The following is a 17866-nucleotide window of genomic DNA, read 5'->3' as shown; positions in this document are numbered from 1 at the left end:
CAATATTGTCAGTGACTGGAAGTCAGCTATCGCCAGCAGGCTGGCTCCCACAGGGATTGGTGTCGTGCTGGGGGAAGAGGCCGGTTTTCAAGAGGTCATTGACTGGAAGTCAGCTATCGCGAGCAGGCTCACTCCTACAGGGGAATGGGGTTCAGGCATGAGAATTCATTTGTGGGAGCCTAGCCTGCTAGCGATAGCGGTCGAACAGTCACTGCTACAACCAATGCCAGAACCGGCTCCAGAATCCGCGGTTCAAATCCTCTTTACACCCGGCATATTGCCGCGCATACGTGTCGGAACGAACCTGCACCTTGCGCGCGGTCGGGGGCAGCCAGGCTTTGCTGGCGTAGGTTTTGTTGCGGAAGCCGCCCCAGCCTTCGTGGTAGTTGAGGTACTGGTTATAGGCGTCGTATTTGTAGACGCCATTGATCGAGGTGGTCTTGTCCATGTACCAGCCGATGAAATCGATGGCGTCATCGAAGTCTTCGCGGTCGGCCCAGTTGCGGCCGGTGCTTTTCTGGTAATCGGACCAGACTTCATCCTTGGCCTGCGCGTAACCCGAGGCGGTCGACACCCGACCCCACGGAATCACCCACAGCAGGTATTTGCGCGGGGTCTTGGCATCGTAGCGGTAGCCGGATTCCTGATACATGATCGCGAAGGGCACCTGAATCGGCACCCCCCAGCGTTTTTGCGTGACTTGCGCGGCGTCGTACCAGTCGCTTTTTTCGCGAAAGATTTCGCAGATGTCTTCAGGCGACCGGGGCGGCGAGGTGCCGCACCCGGTCATCAGTGCTGCCAGTGTCAGTAGTCCAAGCGTCTGCCCGTATTTCAAAAGCGGTATCCCGTCGTGCGCAAAAAGCCGACAGTCTACGCGCTCAGCTCAATTGCTGACGATAGGGCAGGTCCGGACCGGTCTTGCTGCAGGTCAGCGCGGCGGCCTGGACCGCGAAGTGCAGCATGGCGTCGATCTGATCCCGGGCGAGTTGCTGCACACCTTCGACCGAATCCAGGTCGTGCTCGGTCAGCCAGGTAATCAGCGCGGCCTGGAAGGTATCGCCAGCGCCCACGGTGTCGGCGATCTTCACCGAAGCGGCCGGCACCGACCACTGGCCATGTTGACGGCTGAAGACGCTGGCGCCGTCGCCGCCACGGGTGAGGAAGACTATCTGGCAGCGATGCTCGAGCCAGTTCTCGATGACCTGCTGCGGATCCTGTTCGGGATAGAGCAGGCTCAGGTCTTCATCGCTGACCTTGATCAGGTCTACCAGCGGCACCAGCGTGGCGATGCGTTCGCGCCACAGCTCGATGTTCGGTTCAGGATTGAGGCGTACGTTCGGGTCGAGGGTGATCAGGCGCTGGCCGCTTTCTCGCTGCACCAGTTGCAGCAGGGCGTCGCCGATCGGCTGCACCACCAGCGAAAACGAGCCTACGTGCAGGCCGCGCACCTCGGTACCGAGGGTCGGCAGATGCGCCGCGCTCAATTGCCGGTCGGCGCAGCCTTCGCCACGAAAGCTGTAATGCGGCGAGCCGTTGGCGCCGACCGCGACCATCGCCAGCGTGGTCGGCGCGGCGAACTCCACCAGATAATCCGGGCGCACGCCTTCCTCTTTCAATACCTGCTGCAAGCGCCGACCGAGGTAGTCGGTGGACAAGCCGCCAAACAACGCCGAGTCCACACCCAAGCGGCGCAAACCGACGGCGACGTTGAACGGCGAACCGCCGGCGATCGCCTTGAAATTGACCTTCGAGGCCAGACCGCTGGCATCGTCTTCACTGAAAAAATCGAACAGGGCTTCGCCACACACCAGGTACATGATTGTTTGCTCTTTAAAGGGTTGCGACATGCTGTTGATAGCGTTCATAAGCCTGCTGGAACGCCGCGACATTGGCGGCGATCGGCAGGGTTTCGCTGCCGGCATCGAGTTTTACGCAGCGTTGGCACAAGTCTTCGAGGCTGTCTTGCTCACCGTCAGCCGACGATGTGCACCATGCCGCCTGAATCGCCGCGCCAAGCGCCGCAGCTTCGCTTTGCTCGGTGCAAATGACCGGGGTGTTCATGATATCGGCGACGATCTGCCGCCACACGGCGCTTTTCGAGCCACCGCCGATCAGGCAGATGCGCAGGCTTTGTAAACCATTGCGGCGCAGCAGATCCAGTCCGTAACGCAAACCGAAGGTCGTGCCTTCGACAGCGGCGCGGCACAGGTTGGCCTGGGTCAGGTTGTCCAGCGTCAGCCCGTGCAGGCTGCCGGTGGCGTGGGGCAGGGCGGGGACGCGCTCGCCGTTGAGGAATGGCAGCATGCACACGCCGTCGGCGCCGATCGGGGCTTGGGCGACCAGATCGTTGAAGTGCTGCAAATCGAGCGCGAACAGCTCGCGAATCGCGCCAGTGGCGTTGGTCAGGTTCATCGTGCAGATCAGCGGTAACCAGCCTCCGCTCGACGAGCAGAACGTGGCCACCGAGGCGTCCGGGCTGACGGTCGCTGTGTCGGAATAGGCGTATACCGTGCCGGAAGAACCGAGGCTCATGGTGATCGCGCCGGGCTGAATGTTACCGGTGCCGATGGCGCCCATCATATTGTCGCCACCGCCACTGGCGACCCGCGCGTTGCGGTTCAGGCCAAGCTGTTCTGCGATCGCCGGGAGGATCGTGCCGACCGCTTCGTGGGCTTCGATCAGCTCGGGCAGCGCCGCTTCGAGGCGCCCGCTGCTGTCGATGTCGCGCAGCAGTTGCAAGTCCCACTCGCGCGTGCGCACGTTGAAATAGCCGGTGCCGGACGCATCGCCATATTCACTGCAGGCGCGTCCGGTCAGCCAGAAGTTCAGGTAGTCGTGGGGCAGCAGAATGCGTGCAACGCTGGAGAAGACGACGGGGTGTTGCTCCTTGGTCCAGAGCAGTTTCGACACGGTATAACCCGGCGCAATGACCACGCCCAGACGTTCCAGCGAACCTTGCTCGCCGCCCAGATGGCTGAGCAACCGGTCGTTTTCGGGGCTGGTTTCGGTGTCGCACCAAAGCTTGGCCGGGCGCAGCACTTCGCCTTGATCGTCGAGCAGGACCAGACCGTGCTGCTGGCCGGAAACGCCGATGCCGAGGATGTCCTGACCATCGACATTGGCGGCCTGTAACGCCTGGCGGGTGGCGAGGGCGAAGGCTTCCAGCCATTGCTGCGGGTCTTGCTCGCGACGACCGTTGGCACCGCTGATCATGGTGTGCGGCGCGGCGCCCTGACCGAGGACCTGGCCACTTACCGCGTCGAGGATGATGGCTTTGCTGCCTTGGGTCCCGCAGTCGATGCCGAGGTAGAGCTTTGTTGTTTTCATTTATGCACCGGTCGGATTGTGTTGAAGATCAAAAGCTACCCCCTCTCCCCAGCCCTCTCCCCCAAAGGGGGCGAGGGGGAAGGGAGCAGATCGGGGGATGTCCAAATCCAGCGTTCGACTCAATATCGATCGTTCCCACGCTCAGCGTGGGAATGCCTCAATGGACGCTCCGCGTCCGCTGTTCGCTTTTTGGTGGGACGCAGAGCGTCCCGGGCTGCATTCCCACGCAGAGCGTGGGAACGATCAGTCACTCGCAGCCACCACGGTCAGTTCCCTCTCCCTTCGGGAGAGGGTTAGGGTGAGGGGGCTTTTCAGGCGAGCACTCGTTCCAGCGTTCGCGTCACGCCTTCGTCGCGCAAGCTGTTGTAGCACCACTCGAACGCCGCCACAAACTCCGCCGATTTCGGGATCGCCGCACCAAAAATCTCCTCGACCCCCAGCAACCGCTCAGTGATCAACTCATCGTCCACCACCAACGCCTGACAAAATGCCGCCCGTGGGTCAGGAATCGTGTACGTATCGCCGTTCTCATCGACACCCTTCAAGTACAGCGCCCACGCCGCCACGACCAGTGCAGCGCGCCGGGTCTCGCGGCCATCGGCGATCAGCCGATTGATCGTCGGGATGGTGAACTTGGGAAATTTCGATGAGCCGTCTGAACACACCCGCTCCAGTTGATCGGCAATCGCCTGATTTGAAAACCGCGCGACCAGCGTGTCCTTGTAATCGCTCAGGTCGATGCCCGGCACGGGCGCCAGTTGCGGGGTCACGTCAAGATCCATGTAGGCGCGCATGTAACGCACGAACAACGGGTCATTCATGGTTTCGTGGACGAAGCGATAGCCCTTGAGAAAACCAAGATAGGTGAGCGCCAGGTGACTGCCGTTGAGCAGCTTGATCTTCATTTCTTCATAGGGCGAAACGTCGTCGGTGAACTGCACGCCGACCTTCTCCCACGCCGGACGGCCATTCACGAATTTGTCTTCGAGTACCCATTGCACAAACGGCTCGCAGACCACCGGCCAGGCGTCGTCGACCCCGTGTTTGTCGGCCAGTTGCAAGCGATGCGCGGTACTGGTCATTGGCGTGATGCGATCGACCATCGCGTTGGGGAAGCTGACATTGGTGTCGATCCAGTTGCACAGATCGCTGTTGCGCAACGAGGCAAACGCGAGCAGCGCCTTGCGCGTTACCGCGCCGTTGTGCGGCAGGTTATCGCAGGACATCACGGTAAACGCCGGAATCCCCGCCGCCCGGCGTTTTTCCAGGGCTGCACAAAGAAAGCCGAACACGGTTTTCGGCGCCTCTGAATGAGCCAGGTCATGCTGGATCTGCGGCAGGTGCGCCATGAATTCGCCGTTGCTGTCGTCGATGCAATAGCCGCCCTCGGTGATGGTCAGCGAAACGATGCGGATCTGCGGATCGGCGAGTTTGTCGATCAATGCCTGAGCGCCGTCCTCGGCCAGCAGCATGTCGCGGATGGCGCCGATCACTCGTACTTCGGTGTCATCGCTGTCACCGAGTTCGAACAGGGTGAACAGGTAATCCTGCTCCTTGAGATCGTCTCGGGCACGGCGGTCTTCGGCGCGCAGGCCGACACCGCAGATCGCCCAATCAAGGGCTTCGCCGCTGTTCATCAAGGCGTCGGTGTAGTACGCCTGATGCGCGCGATGGAAGCCGCCGACGCCAATGTGCGCAATGCCCTGGCGGGTGTCGCTGAGGCGATAGGCCGGCAGTTGCACTTCGGCGGCGAGACGGTTGAGGTTCTGTTGGTTGAGTTTCATCGGATAGTCTCGAAATCAGGCCGCGGCACGCAGCGGGCGGGTCAACGCCACGCCCTCGGCATCGAATAAATGGCAGTGGGCGGCATCCAGGTGCAGGTTCAGTTGTTCGCCATAACGGCTGGCGAGATCACCGCGCACGCGCATGGTCAGGGCTTCGCCGGCGTTGGTGGTGACGTGGCAGAACGTATCGCTGCCCAGGCGTTCGCTGACGTCGGCAACCACCGCCAGGCTGCAATCGCCCGGTTGCGCCAGTTCCAGATGTTCCGGGCGAATGCCCAACGTCACCGCGCTGCCGACGCTGAGGCTGGCGGCGTTGAACGGCAGGTTGATGCGCGTGCCGGCATCCAGCGCGACTTCACAGCTCTGCGCATCGACGCGGGCAATCTTGCCCTTGAGGAAACCCATCTTAGGCGTGCCGAGAAAACCGGCGACAAACAGGTTGGCCGGGTTGTGATACAGGTCCAGCGGTGAGCCGACCTGTTCGATCCGGCCACCGTTGAGCACCACGACCTTGTCGGCCATGGTCATCGCTTCGACCTGATCGTGGGTCACGTAAATCATCGTCGCTTGCAGGTCTTTGTGCAGGCGCAGCAGTTCCAGGCGCATCTGCACGCGCAGCGCGGCGTCGAGGTTGGACAGCGGTTCGTCGAAGAGGAAAATCTTCGGGCTGCGCACGATGGCACGGCCAATCGCCACGCGTTGACGCTGGCCACCGGAGAGCTGTTTCGGCTTGCGCTCAAGCATCGGGCCAAGCTCAAGGATCCGCGCCGCTTCGCCGACTTTCTTCTCGACTTCGGCTTTCGGCACGCCGGCCAGATCGAGGGCGAACGACATGTTCTTCTTCACGGTCATGTGCGGGTACAGCGCGTACGTCTGAAACACCATCGCCAAGTCACGCTTGGCCGGGCTGACTTCGGTGATGTCGCGCCCATCGAGTTCGATGGTGCCGTCGCTGACTTCCTCCAGACCCGCAATCAAACGCAGCAAGGTGGATTTGCCGCAGCCCGACGGCCCGACGAAGACCACGAATTCCTTGTCGTTCACTTCAAGGTCGATGCCCTTGATGATGGAAAAGCCTTCGAAGCCTTTTTGCAGATTCTTGATTTTCAGGTTGGCCATGAGATGGGCCTCCATGGTTTTAATTCTGTTAAGCCGGACGCGCTTTTCTGTAGGGGTGAGCCTGCTCGCGATAGCGGAGTGTCATTCAACAATGATGTCGACTGACATGGCCTCATCGCGAGCAGGCGAAGGCCTACAGGGAGTTGTGTTGGGTTTGGGATGTTCATTTCACGGCGCCGAACGAGAGGCCACGCACCAGTTGTTTCTGGCTGATCCAGCCGAAGATCAGGATCGGCGCGCAGGCCAGCGTCGACACGGCCGACAACTTGGCCCAGAACAAACCTTCGGGACTGGAATACGAAGCGATCAGTGCGGTCAGCGGCGCGGCTTTCGACGAGGTCAGGTTCAGCGACCAGAACGCCTCGTTCCAGCACAGGATCAGCGACAGCAGCACGGTCGAGGCGAGGCCGCCCTTGGCGATCGGCAGCAGTACGCGAACCATCTCTTGCCACAGCGTGGCACCGTCGAGGCGGGCGGCTTCGAGGATGTCTTTGGGGATGTCCTTGAAGTAGGTGTAAACCATCCAGACCACGATCGGCAGGTTGATCAGCGTGTAGATCACGATCAGCGCGATGCGCGTGTCGAGCAGGCCGAAACTCTTCGCCAGCAGGTAGATCGGCATCAACACGCCCACGGGTGGCAGCATCTTGGTCGAGAGCATCCACAGCAGCGTGCCTTTAGTGCGCTGGGTTTCGTAGAACGCCATCGAGTACGCCGCCGGCACCGCGATCAGCAGGCACAGGGCCGTAGCGCTGAAGGAAATCACCACCGAGTTCCAGGCGAAACTGAAATAGTCGCTGCGCTCGTTGATGTGCAGGTAGTTCTCCAGCGTCGGCATGAAGATGAATTGCGGCGGCGTGGCGAACGCATCGATTTCTGTCTTGAAGCTGGTCATCACCATCCACAGGATCGGGAAAAAGATCACGATCGCGATGGCCCAGGCCAAAGTGCCGAGCAACAGGCTTTGCAAACGGCGGGATTGTTGGAGAGTCATGGCGGGCCTCAGGCTTTGTCAGTCAGGTTTTTGCCGATCGTTCGCACCAGAATGATCGCCGCGATGTTGGCGATGACCACGGCAATCAAGCCGCCTGCCGAGGCCATGCCGACGTCGAACTGCACCAGGGCCTGGTTGTAGATCAGGTAGGCGAGGTTGGTCGAGGCGTAACCGGGGCCGCCATTGGTGGTGGTGAAAATCTCGGCGAACACCGACAGCAGGAAGATCGTTTCGATCATCACCACGACGGCAATCGGCCGCGCCAGATGCGGCAAGGTCAGGTGCCAGAAAATCGCGATCGGGCCGGCGCCATCCAGGCGAGCGGCTTCTTTTTGTTCCTGATCCAGCGACTGCATGGCGGTCATCAAAATCAGGATCGCGAAGGGCAGCCATTGCCACGAGACAATGATGATGATCGACAGCAAGGGGTAGTGGGCAAGCCAGTCCACCGGTTGTGCGCCGAACAGCTTCCAGATGTAGGCAAGGATTCCCGACACCGGATGAAAAATCAGGTTTTTCCAGATCAGCGCGCCAACCGTGGGCATGATGAAGAACGGCGAGATCAGCATGACCCGCACCAGACCGCGACCGAGAAACTCGCTCGCTTCCAGCAGCGCACTGATCAACACGCCGAACACCACGCTGATCAGCAACACGCTGCCCACCAGCAGCAACGTATTGGTGGCGCCAGGCATGAAGCCCGAGTCGGTCAGGAAGTAGGTGAAGTTCTCCAGCCCGACGAATTCGTTTTCGCCGGGGTAGAGCAGGTTGTAGCGGATCATCGAGAAGTACAGCGTCATGCCCAGCGGCACAATCATCCACAGCAGCAACAGGGCCACCGATGGGCTGACCAGAAACCAGCCGGGATTGCGCATGCGCAGTTTGCGCTGGGGTGGCGCCAGTTCGATGTGGGCTTTGGCAGTTGAAGTATTCATGACATTAACCGATTCGACAGGCGAATGAAGATCCCTGTAGGAGTGAGCCTGCTCGCGATAGCGTTTTTCCATCCAACCAGATGGTGACTGACACACCGCAATCGCGAGCAGGCTCACTCCTACAAAAGCAAGAGAGAGCTGTGCTGGTTACTTGGGATAACCGGCGCGCTTCATCTCGCGTTCGGTGGTCTGCTGGGCCGCAGCCAAGGCTTGATCCACCGCGGTCTGGCCGATCAGCGCCGCCGAGAACAACTTGCCGACCTGCGTGCCCACGGCCTGGAACTCAGGAATGGTCACCAGTTGAATACCGATATAAGGCACTGGCTTCAACGTCGGTTTGCCCGGGTCTGCGGCTTTCAGCGATTCCAGGGTGACCTTGGCAAACGGCGCGGCGCTCATGTAGGCATCGCTGTAGGTCGAGGCCCGGGTGCCAGGCGGCACGTTGGCAATGCCGTCGGTTTTCGCCACCAGCTCGCCGTACTCTTTGGAAGTGGCCCAGGCGCTGAATTGCTTGGCCGCGTCCTTGGCCTTGGAGCTGGTCGGAATCGCCAGCGCCCACGAATACAGCCAGGCCGAACCTTTGTCAGTGACCTGATGCGGAGCGAAGGTGAAGCCGACATGCTCGGCAACTTTGCTTTGCGTTTTATCCGTCACGAAAGAACCGGCTACGCTGGCGTCCACCCAGATCGCGCACTTGCCGCTGTTGAACAGTGCGAGGTTTTCGTTGAAACCGTTGCTGGAAGCGCCTGGCGGGCCGGATTTCTTCATGGTGTTGACGTAGAAATTCAGCGCGTTTTTCCATTCCGGACCGCTGAACTCCGGTTTCCACTGCTCATCGAACCAGCGCGCGCCATAGGCATTGGCCACGGTGGTGATCAACGCCATGTTTTCGCCCCAACCGGCCTTGCCGCGCAGGCAGATGCCGTACTGCTCTTTGTCCTTGTTGGTGAGTTTTTCAGCGAACCCGGCGATCTGTTCCCAGGTCGGCCGTTCGGGCATCGTCAGTCCGGCATCCTTGAACAGATCGGTGCGGTAATAGGTGATCGAGCTTTCGGCGTAGAACGGCAGTGCGTACAGCGAACCTTTCACGGACAAGCCTTCACGGACCGAAGGAAAGACATCGTCGAGGGCGTAACTGGCCGGCAGGTCCTTCATCGGTTCCAGCCAACCCTTGGCGCCCCACAGTGCGGCTTCGTACATGCCGATGGTCAACACATCGAACTGACCGCCCTGGGTGGCGATATCGGTGGTCAGGCGCTGACGCAGGACGTTCTCTTCGAGCACGACCCAGTTGAGCTTGATGTCCGGGTGCTCGCTCTCGAAAGTCTTCGAGAGTTTCTGCATGCGGATCATGTCACTGTTGTTGACGGTGGCGATGGTCAGGGTCTGGGCGCCAAGGCTGACGCTGCTCAGGGTCATGCAGGTGAGGGCAAGCAGAGCTTTTGCAGTGGGTTGCATCGTGCACTCCTTTTCTGCACCCGGCGGGTGGCAGAAGGACGGTTATTGTTTTTGTGTCTTCCGACGACAGGAAGAATCTGCGCTGATTACAGCCTTCAATCGGCGCAGTGACAAATCATCCCTAGCACTTTTATCGATACTTTTTTGCACTGGGGTTTACGGGGGTTAACGCAGGGAAGGGGTTTGCAGCGGGGAAGGGGAATCGAATGTGTACAGGTTTCAGACGTTGCACATCCCATGTAGGCCTTCGCCTGCTCGCGATAGCGTTGTGTCATTCAACAATGATGTTGACTGACATGGCCTCATCGCGAGCAGGCTCGCTCCTACAAAGGATCGTGTTGTCAGAGGTGGTTCTGCTCGGTCAGGCGCTGTACCGCGAGCCGTCTGTAGTGCGATGGCGTCATGCCCTTGAGCTGCTGAAAACGCCGGTTGAAGTTGGAGATGTTATTGAACCCGGACTCGAAACACACCTCAGTCACCGGTTTGTCACCGTCGGCCAGCAACTCGCAGGACTTGCTGATGCGCAGGCGATTGACGAACTCGATGAAGTTACGTCCGGTGGCCTGTTTGAATACGCGGCTGAAATAAGTCGGGGTCATGCCCAGATGCTCGGCCACTTCCTCCAGCGAGATATCCCGCGCGTAGTGGCTGAAGATGTAATCGACCGCGCGGTTGGTGCGATCGATGTTGTGCTCGTCGGCCAGTTGCGGCGTTGTGGCGCCCGACAACAACAGGAAGTCATCACTCGCCGCGAGCAACTCCATCAGAATGAAAAAATGCCCGAGGCGGGTAATACCGCTGGAATCGGCGATGCGCTGCATCAAGGTCATGGCCTGGCGAATGGTGCGCTTGCAGCGAAACTCGATGCCGTACTGCGCACGCTCCAGCAGTGGTGCCAATGTTTTCAACTCAGCGAATACCTGATGGCCACTTTCGAACAATTCATCGGTGAAGTTGACCAGCATGTCGCGCTTTTCCACCACTTCGTCTTCGGCGACCTGGCTGATCCAGTTGTGCGGCAGGTTGGGGCCGGTCAGGAATAGCGTTTCCGGATAAAAGTTGCCGATGTAGTCACCAATGAACACTTTGCCGGAACTGGCGACGATCAAGTGCAGTTCGTACTCCTTGTGGAAGTGCCAGCGCACCAGCGGGCAGGGGAAGCCGTGCTGACGGTAGATGATGGACAAGCCGTTATGGTCATCCATCAACTCGTAAGAGGGGTCGGTGACGCGAGCGGTTCGGGTCATGGTGCGCTTCTTGTTGTTGATCGCCTGCCGATGATGCCTCGTTTATCAAGCGTTGCGCCAGTTCCCGTTGGCCGTACGGTGCTGGTGTCTATGCTGACTTCTCACTGGCTTTCTGTAGATTCGCCGTCAGGCAAAAGCGCACCAGATTCGAATTCTTGATGAAGTCGAAATTGATGATGTGGCACTTTTTCGCCCAGTCCGATTGGCTTGGATCGAACCAGCTGTCGAGCGCACCCAGAATCCGCTGCGGACCGCCCGCGGAGTAGAGCGTCGCTGACAAGGACCAAGGGCGCAGCCTGCTGATCGGCGCGCTCAACACTTCAGCAATGTAGTCTCGAAGTTCAGCTTCCTTGGCCAGATTTTTGCCGATCCATTTGTGGTCGATCTTGCGCTGGAAGCGAAAATCATCGTTTTCCCACGTCGTCGGCGCGGCCACCATGATGCGTTGCAGCGGACTGATTGCCTTCAGCTCTCCAAGGGGCAGATAAAGATTCTGCGCGGGGATCATTCGATCACCGAGATGCTCCAGCATTAATGCCTTGAACTGTGCATGATCGAATTCCTTTTTGCCATTGGCGAGCTCATGAAAGTCCAGAATGATGAATTCATCACGGCTTCTTTCATAAAAAGCTTTTATGTCACGCACCAGATCTTCAAGTGTGCGAGAGGAACGGTAGCCATTATGCTGGAAACGGAATTGCGCAAGGCCTTGGGCTCCAGGGATAAACTCAAGACGAACATCAAGTGCCCGGGCGCCACGACTCAATTGTGAATAGAACGAAACGTCCTGGCAGGCAATCCAGTTGCTGCTTAACGGTACGGTATAACGGGCATCAAGGTCGCAGCCCGCATTATGCGTGCCCGGCAGGGTCAATTCAAAAAGCGAAAGATTGTCAATCTGCGGCGCGTCGGCCATCCATTGGTACGGTTGAAAGTTGTCGATACTGTCCATGTATTACATCCTGCGTGGATTTTTAAGTTGGTAGAAGTGCGCGCGCAGGATGTTTATAACGGTTCGATGTTGTTTGGCCAATGTCGCTTTTAATGCAAGTCGTGTAGATATTCCCGCTTACATGTCACTTGTTTCTTGCGGTAGACGGTTCTTCGCTTCAATCCACTGCGCCATGTACTGAGTGCTTTTATGCGAATGATGCCGCAGCATGCTGCCGGTGAAGTTTGTAACCCTTAGTTGTTCGAGGTTTTCCTGACAATAACGCAGTTTTTCGATCAGCGCCGGACCGTGCACTGACTGCGAGTAGCGTTCGGTCAGCAGGGCGTAACCTGCCAAGCGGGCCTGCTGCCACTGCGCCTCATCGTTGTAAAGCGCGACAGCGCGATTAGCGAAATCGACTGCGCTCCGGGTGACTGCACCTGGCCACGCATGCTCGCCATGCATGCCTTCGGCACCCACCGGCGTGGTGACACTGGGCGTGCCGCAGAGCATGGCGTCGACCAGTTTGCCCTTGATGCCGGCGCCAAACCGCAACGGCGCCAGGCAGACCCGCGCGGCAGACATGACCTGCAACGCATCTTCAGCCCAGTTCATGATGTGAAAGCCTTCCCTGGCGTTATGCAGCGCCGAGGCTTTCGGCGGCGTATAAGCACCATAAATATGCAGTTGGGCCTGCGGCAATTGCTGGCGAATCAGCGGCCAGATCGTGGTTTTCAGCCACAGCACCGCGTCCCAATTGGGCGCATGTCGAAAGTTGCCGATGCTCAGAAAGTTCGCCCGTCCGGCCATGGCGGCCGGTTCGACAACAGGCAGATCGACCATCAGCGGACACCAGTGCAACAACTGCGCAGGCACGCCGAATTGTTCGATCAGCAATTGAATCTCGACTTCGGAAATCATCAGGTTCAGATCACAACGATACAGCGCTGCGATCTCGCGTTTGGCCAGATCGGTCTCGGCCATCAGCGCGAACTCGTCGGTGAGGGCAGGCGCGAATACATCGCTGAAATCATTCTGCTCAGGATTGCGCTTGAGGCGATCCTTCAGCCGTTGATGGCGCGCATGCCGCAGGCTTTGCAGGTCCGAAGTTTCCAGCACCCGCAGCGCTTGCGGGCAGTGCTTTTCCACGCGCCAGCCAAACTGCTCCTCCATCATGAACTGGTCGAACAGGACAATATCCGGCGCCAGTTCGCTGATGAACGTATCGAAGCTGCTGTTGTTGAGTTCGATCGGCACTTCACGAATGCCGAGCGCAGCCAGATCAGCCTTGTGCTCGCCAGGGCCGGCCGGACTGCTGAAAGTGATATCCCACCCTTGCTGCAGGAGGGTTTCGAGGATCTGCATGACATGCCCGCTGGCTGCCGAGGAACGCGGCTCTGGCCAGACGTAGCCGATGACAAGGACTTTGGTGGTGGAAGGCAGGTTCATGAGGGCAGTCCTGAGCATCAGCCGGGCCGGCAAAAAAAGGGCGCAATTAAACCACAGTGATGGTTGTTTGCGCCCCTCTTCTCAGCAGTGCACCTGTTTTCGCGTTTTAAAAGGCCGGTTTGGCCAGGTTAAGCAGAAGCGGGCCCGGAAGGAACTCTCCGGGAGCGGTGTTATTGATCGTATTGGTGATAACCGAACGGTTGAACTGAAAAGTACTGGGGCTGGTTCGGTATTGGTCTATCAACGACACTGCCACTGCATAGGATTCGGCATTCAGCAATGCCGGGTGCTCTTTGATGATTGCTGGCCAGGTTGTAATAGACTCGAATTCCTGAAAGTCCGCCACTTTTGCATAGCGGAAATGAGGGTTGGCCGTATTTTTGGGATGCGCCTTGCGCGGGTTTCTGGCGAACTCCAACAGACCGACGGCGTCGTACTCCGCCGGGCTTGCACCTTTAATCGCATCTCCGTAATAGAAGTCGAGCGTGCCTGGAGCGCCATGAGATATTTCATGCACCAGAACGTCGCCGATCTTGGCGTCGTCAAATTTCGCCACTTCATACATTTCATCCAGATTGTCCGGATAAATGGACAAGAACGTTCTTGTGTTGACGTCCAGTTTGGTATTCGAATACACAGCGGCTTGCCAGCGCTTATAGGCCTGGGGCTGTAAGGCAGCATAGGCATCGCTACCCTGTGGCCGAAAGATCATGTTCTCGAGGCTGACAAAGTCGAGATCTCTGCGCATGTTCCGCAGATTGTTCGTTATGTGCTCGACCGCCGCATTCGAGTCGGTACCAAAGATATGCAGAAGGACGGTTCTGACGTCCTCGTTTCGGGCATCGGAGATCAACGCAATCGTGTTGTCGATTTTACTTTTAGCGTGAGGAATCGCTTTTTTAAGATAACCGCGGGTATAGCTGAAAGGTTTTGCTCGCTTGAATGGATTGCGAAAGATATTGACAACTTTCAGCTCTCTCAATTGAGGTCCCCACGGTTCGCCCAGACGGTTTACGGCGTACCATTCATCCGTGTGGCGGATGCCCCATACCTGAAACAGGTCGGTGGAGCTTTGCGCATATTGCCGCGTGCCTAGTCGCAGAGTGTCCGTATCGGCCACAGTGGAAAGTGCGTGATAGGGCGGTTTTGCGGTCCATTTCCGGGCGTCGTATATAGCACCTTCAAGTGCGGCCAAACCGCTGTGCCAACCTTTACGCAAGAGTTTCGCTCCCTTGATCAGCACATCGGTGGCCCCGTCCAGTGGGTTGATCAGGCTGTTGACCAGTCCAAGGCCTGTCGAAGCGATTTTGCCGGCCTTTGTGGCAGCGCTCACGCCTGTGGCGACCACGGTGGCAACTTTTGCGATGGCAGCGACTACCAGCAGAACGGTCATTGCGGCTTCCAGCGCGCAAGCTCCGGCGCCTTGAACCTGTCGCTCTATATCGTCGGAATTCAAATCTTCGATACACGACTTGAACGGAACGATCACGTTGAGAAACGTATCCAGATCCTTGTCCCGTTTGATCCGCAAAGCCTCGAGCCGGGTCTGTCCCCAACATTCTTTGACCAGTTCATCATAAGTTGCGATCGGTCTGTGCTTGAGCACGAAGTTCACCAGGCGATCGAACTCCTTGGAGTAGAAACTTTGGTAGTAACCGTTGATCTGCGCAGGTGGCTCAGCGGGCAACTCATTGACCCTGTCGATAATGCCCGAACTGATAGCGACGAGACCGGGCGGTACGCCATGGGTATAACATTCGATATCCGTGGGTAATCGATGCACTGTAGCAGGCGCAGAGTATTTCCTCCCTGCGGGGGAAACCTTTGGATTCAGCAGATTTTCCTGCTGAATCAGCGCTGCCATTTGAGTGTTTTCACGGCAGACGCCGTGCAATGTGAGTAGCTCGTAACACGAACCCTGACCTTCGTACTCGCAATAAATCACCACGCCGTAGCGGCCTTTGGCTTCGTCTATCTCTTTATGGCTTTCAGTGGGCTTACGCTCAGTCGTCTTGACGATTGAATCAATGACCGATGCAAGGGGATTGACGGGCAAAGAGGTGATGTCCTGAAGTTTCGCAACCGAGGGTCTGACGGTGAACATTGTCACCTTGCCTTTGAGCAAACGCGTCCGCTCAGACAGTGACAGGAACGAGAAGGCCTGTTTCAGGTGCGTATGCATGGCTTGTGTATGCGTGACATAGGCCCGATTGAACTGGCGGTGGAATTCACCGTCGGGCGAAACCAGATTGCGCAGCAGGTCGGGAAACGCTTTATAGATACTTTCGCCTTTTTTCAGATCCCAGTCGCCGGTCGCAAGGTCGTTGGACATATGCAGTTCAACCGGAGAAAGGCGCAGCGAGTTATAGGCGTCTTCCAACGGTACATTGCGTACCTGCTGAAGCACGTCATTTTCAAGGTAAGTACAACCCTTGGCGACGTGCTTGAGAATGTCCAAGGCGACACTTTTGCGTGTTGGCAGAGGGCGCTTCAATGTTTCGGCATTTGCGGCAAGTGTTCTGGCATGCCGAACATACGCATCCGTGGCGACTTTAAGGGCCTCGGGGACGGAGTTCTCGACCTCTTCAGGCGAGACGATTTTATTGAGCAATGCCCAATCGATGACAGGGTCTATCGCTGCCAGAGCATCGAGTTTCTTGCGCGATTCGGTCGCCGGTTCCAGTGTCGAAAGTTGTTGCAGCTTTGCGTAAGACATCGAGCGGGTCGAGCCTGGGGCTATGATTTCATGCACCGCTACGATTCGGCAGTATTCGACGCATTGCGGTGTACCCAGTAACAGCGTGGCAGGCAGCTGGGGGACCAGAAACTCCGGCGCGGGCTCGGCCAGCAATAAATGCGCGGCGAGTGCGACGTTACGTTGGCTCACTCGATGATGCGCGATCAGGTGATTTTCGAATCGGGTCTGAATGTCTGCGAAAGACAGCTCCAGATGTTCGGCAGCATACAGATCGAAGCCGGCCACATGATTGCGCGGCTCTTGCTCACCCACTTGCGGATGCAGATCCAGCAAAAGGGCGGTCAGGATTATTTGTTTGCGCGCCGTTGCCGACTGTGGCTGACTCGGCTGCGTGCCATACCAGCCCAGATCGCGCACGCAAGCGTCCGCCCAATGAACGGCGATTGGGCTGGAGACCAGTTGATCAATGATATTTTCGGCTTCGGAGCGTGTGAACGGCGCGAGCCGTCCACCCAGAATACGTTCTGACAGATGCTCCAGTAATGACTCGCCTTTTGTATAACTGACAATGAGTTTGCGAAGCTCGCCGCGTTGCGCCGCCGACAGCGTGGCCGTGTTGCCTTCGCTGGCCTTGATCATTTCCCGATAGTTACCAAACACTGGACCTGGCTTGGGCGCGGCAGTCATGAATGCGACCAGGCGGGAAACTTCGAGAGCGTTGCGCGGGATCAGAAAGCCATGAAATGCCAGCCACTGCGTTAAATCAATCTGATCGGCGTTGGAAATCTTGCCACCGGTCAACGCTGCCATTTCAACCAGGGTTTGCAGGTCTTCTTTCAAATCCGGCGCGAGGATGAAAGCGTTTTCCAGGCCCGTGCTGTTGTTACCACTGACTGCATTCATTTTGCCTTCAGCGCTTATTTCAAAAATGAAACGATCGGAAAGTTGTAATGTTGCCAGGAGCTTTTTGAAAGAGGCTTGATCGCACAATGTATGCAATAGGTGTCGACCCGCAAGCAGTGCTTCCTCCAGGGATGATCCCGATTCGAGAGTGATGGTCGCGCCAGCCAAGGTAATGGTTTGCGAAGGGGCGAGATCCGATACGCGTTGCCTGAGTTTATAAATCACTTCTTCCCGCTCACGATTATCACTCGGAGAGTGATCGCGCTGGGAGTCTATGGAGTTTGTGAGTCGAGATAAATTACGTTGGTTTGAAGAATTCGTATGTTTGGTTTTCATAAGTCAGCTTGTTGTTGGTTTGTAAGTTCGATGTATCCTCTTTTTTAAGTGGGTGGTTATCAACAAGGTTTGTGTGAGGTCGTTTTTCGATTGCTCGAAAGTTGTTGTATTTATCTCGAGCTCATTAAGGGTGATAGCTGCGTTGATTTGTGCGGTTAATCAATTATCTTTTTTACTTTGTCGCGCAATTGGTCAATTGAAAACGGTTTGCCGATCATGTGCATGTCTTCCGGGACGTCAATGGATTCCGCGTAACCACTGGCGAACAGGACCTTAAGGGCAGGGCGCAGTTTGCGCGCTTCCTTCGCCAGCTCGCGACCATCCATGCCGGGCAGTCCGACATCCGTCATCATCAGATTGATTTGCCGGGTCTGGTCCTGAAGAACTTCCAGGGCCTGCTCGCCACCATCGGCTTCCACGACCCGGTATTCCAACTCCTCCAGCACATCCACAATAAGCATGCGCACGATGGCGTCGTCTTCAACGACAAGGATGGTGGATTGGGTGGCAGACATGGCAGGGCTCTCAAAAAAACGGGGGGACACCGGTCGATCGAAATCGCCGGACTCTTGCATGAGTAAATGGCGCATAGCCACAAGTTCCCGGCTTGATACAAAAAAAGCGCGGGGCAGCGGGGCGGCGACAGGATAGCGGTTGGCGCCGTCCGCGTGCAGGGGGATGTAGG

13 protein-coding genes are annotated in these 17866 nt (G+C 57.7%); all 13 read right to left on the bottom strand.

Annotation, left to right across the window (positions count from 1 at the left end):
* Nucleotides 1-214: 214 nt before the first annotated feature.
* Entirely contained in the window at nucleotides 215-790 is a 576-nt protein-coding gene (locus tag BLU24_RS15540; protein ID WP_442965784.1) for a transglycosylase SLT domain-containing protein, read from the bottom strand.
* 88 nt (nucleotides 791-878) lie between these two features.
* Nucleotides 879-1817 carry a carbohydrate kinase family protein gene (locus BLU24_RS15535; RefSeq protein WP_093101731.1) on the bottom strand — a complete coding sequence of 313 codons (939 nt, stop codon included), beginning with the start codon at nucleotides 1815-1817 and terminating at the stop codon, nucleotides 879-881.
* A 13-nt stretch (nucleotides 1818-1830) separates the two neighbouring features.
* Nucleotides 1831-3327, bottom strand: coding sequence for a xylulokinase (gene xylB / locus BLU24_RS15530; RefSeq protein ID WP_093101730.1), 1497 nt, complete (start codon nucleotides 3325-3327; stop codon nucleotides 1831-1833).
* 311 nt (nucleotides 3328-3638) lie between these two features.
* Nucleotides 3639-5111: a mannitol dehydrogenase family protein gene (locus BLU24_RS15525; protein ID WP_093101729.1), complete on the bottom strand. Its 1473-nt coding sequence runs from the start codon at nucleotides 5109-5111 to the stop codon at nucleotides 3639-3641.
* A gap of 15 nt (nucleotides 5112-5126) precedes the next feature.
* Nucleotides 5127-6230 carry an ABC transporter ATP-binding protein gene (locus tag BLU24_RS15520; protein ID WP_093101728.1) on the bottom strand — a complete coding sequence of 368 codons (1104 nt, stop codon included), beginning with the start codon at nucleotides 6228-6230 and terminating at the stop codon, nucleotides 5127-5129.
* Nucleotides 6231-6393: 163 nt separating this feature from the next.
* Entirely contained in the window at nucleotides 6394-7224 is an 831-nt protein-coding gene (locus BLU24_RS15515) for a carbohydrate ABC transporter permease (protein WP_090283315.1), read from the bottom strand.
* 8 nt (nucleotides 7225-7232) lie between these two features.
* A complete protein-coding gene (locus BLU24_RS15510) occupies nucleotides 7233-8159 on the bottom strand; it encodes a carbohydrate ABC transporter permease (RefSeq protein WP_093101727.1) in 927 nt (308 codons plus the stop codon).
* Between the two features lie 147 nt (nucleotides 8160-8306).
* Nucleotides 8307-9617, bottom strand: a complete 1311-nt coding sequence (locus tag BLU24_RS15505; protein ID WP_093101726.1) for an ABC transporter substrate-binding protein — start codon at nucleotides 9615-9617, stop codon at nucleotides 8307-8309.
* Nucleotides 9618-9958: 341 nt separating this feature from the next.
* A complete protein-coding gene (locus tag BLU24_RS15500; RefSeq protein WP_093101725.1) occupies nucleotides 9959-10864 on the bottom strand; it encodes an AraC family transcriptional regulator in 906 nt (301 codons plus the stop codon).
* 88 nt (nucleotides 10865-10952) lie between these two features.
* Nucleotides 10953-11816, bottom strand: coding sequence for a phospholipase (locus BLU24_RS15495; protein WP_093101724.1), 864 nt, complete (start codon nucleotides 11814-11816; stop codon nucleotides 10953-10955).
* A 117-nt stretch (nucleotides 11817-11933) separates the two neighbouring features.
* Nucleotides 11934-13244, bottom strand: a complete 1311-nt coding sequence (locus BLU24_RS15490; RefSeq protein WP_093101723.1) for a glycosyltransferase — start codon at nucleotides 13242-13244, stop codon at nucleotides 11934-11936.
* Nucleotides 13245-13350: 106 nt separating this feature from the next.
* Nucleotides 13351-17181, bottom strand: a complete 3831-nt coding sequence (locus tag BLU24_RS15485; RefSeq protein ID WP_231990158.1) for a hypothetical protein — start codon at nucleotides 17179-17181, stop codon at nucleotides 13351-13353.
* A 155-nt stretch (nucleotides 17182-17336) separates the two neighbouring features.
* On the bottom strand, nucleotides 17337-17696 hold the full coding sequence (locus tag BLU24_RS15480; protein ID WP_093106722.1) for a response regulator: 360 nt from the start codon (nucleotides 17694-17696) through the stop codon (nucleotides 17337-17339).
* Nucleotides 17697-17866 lie beyond the last annotated feature (170 nt).

It is taken from the genome of Pseudomonas sp. Z003-0.4C(8344-21), from assembly GCF_900104975.1.
GTDB classification, from domain to species: Bacteria; Pseudomonadota; Gammaproteobacteria; order Pseudomonadales; family Pseudomonadaceae; genus Aquipseudomonas; species Aquipseudomonas granadensis.
The sequence above is the reverse complement of the archived record's forward strand: the minus strand, read 5'-3'. Positions and strand labels throughout refer to the sequence as shown.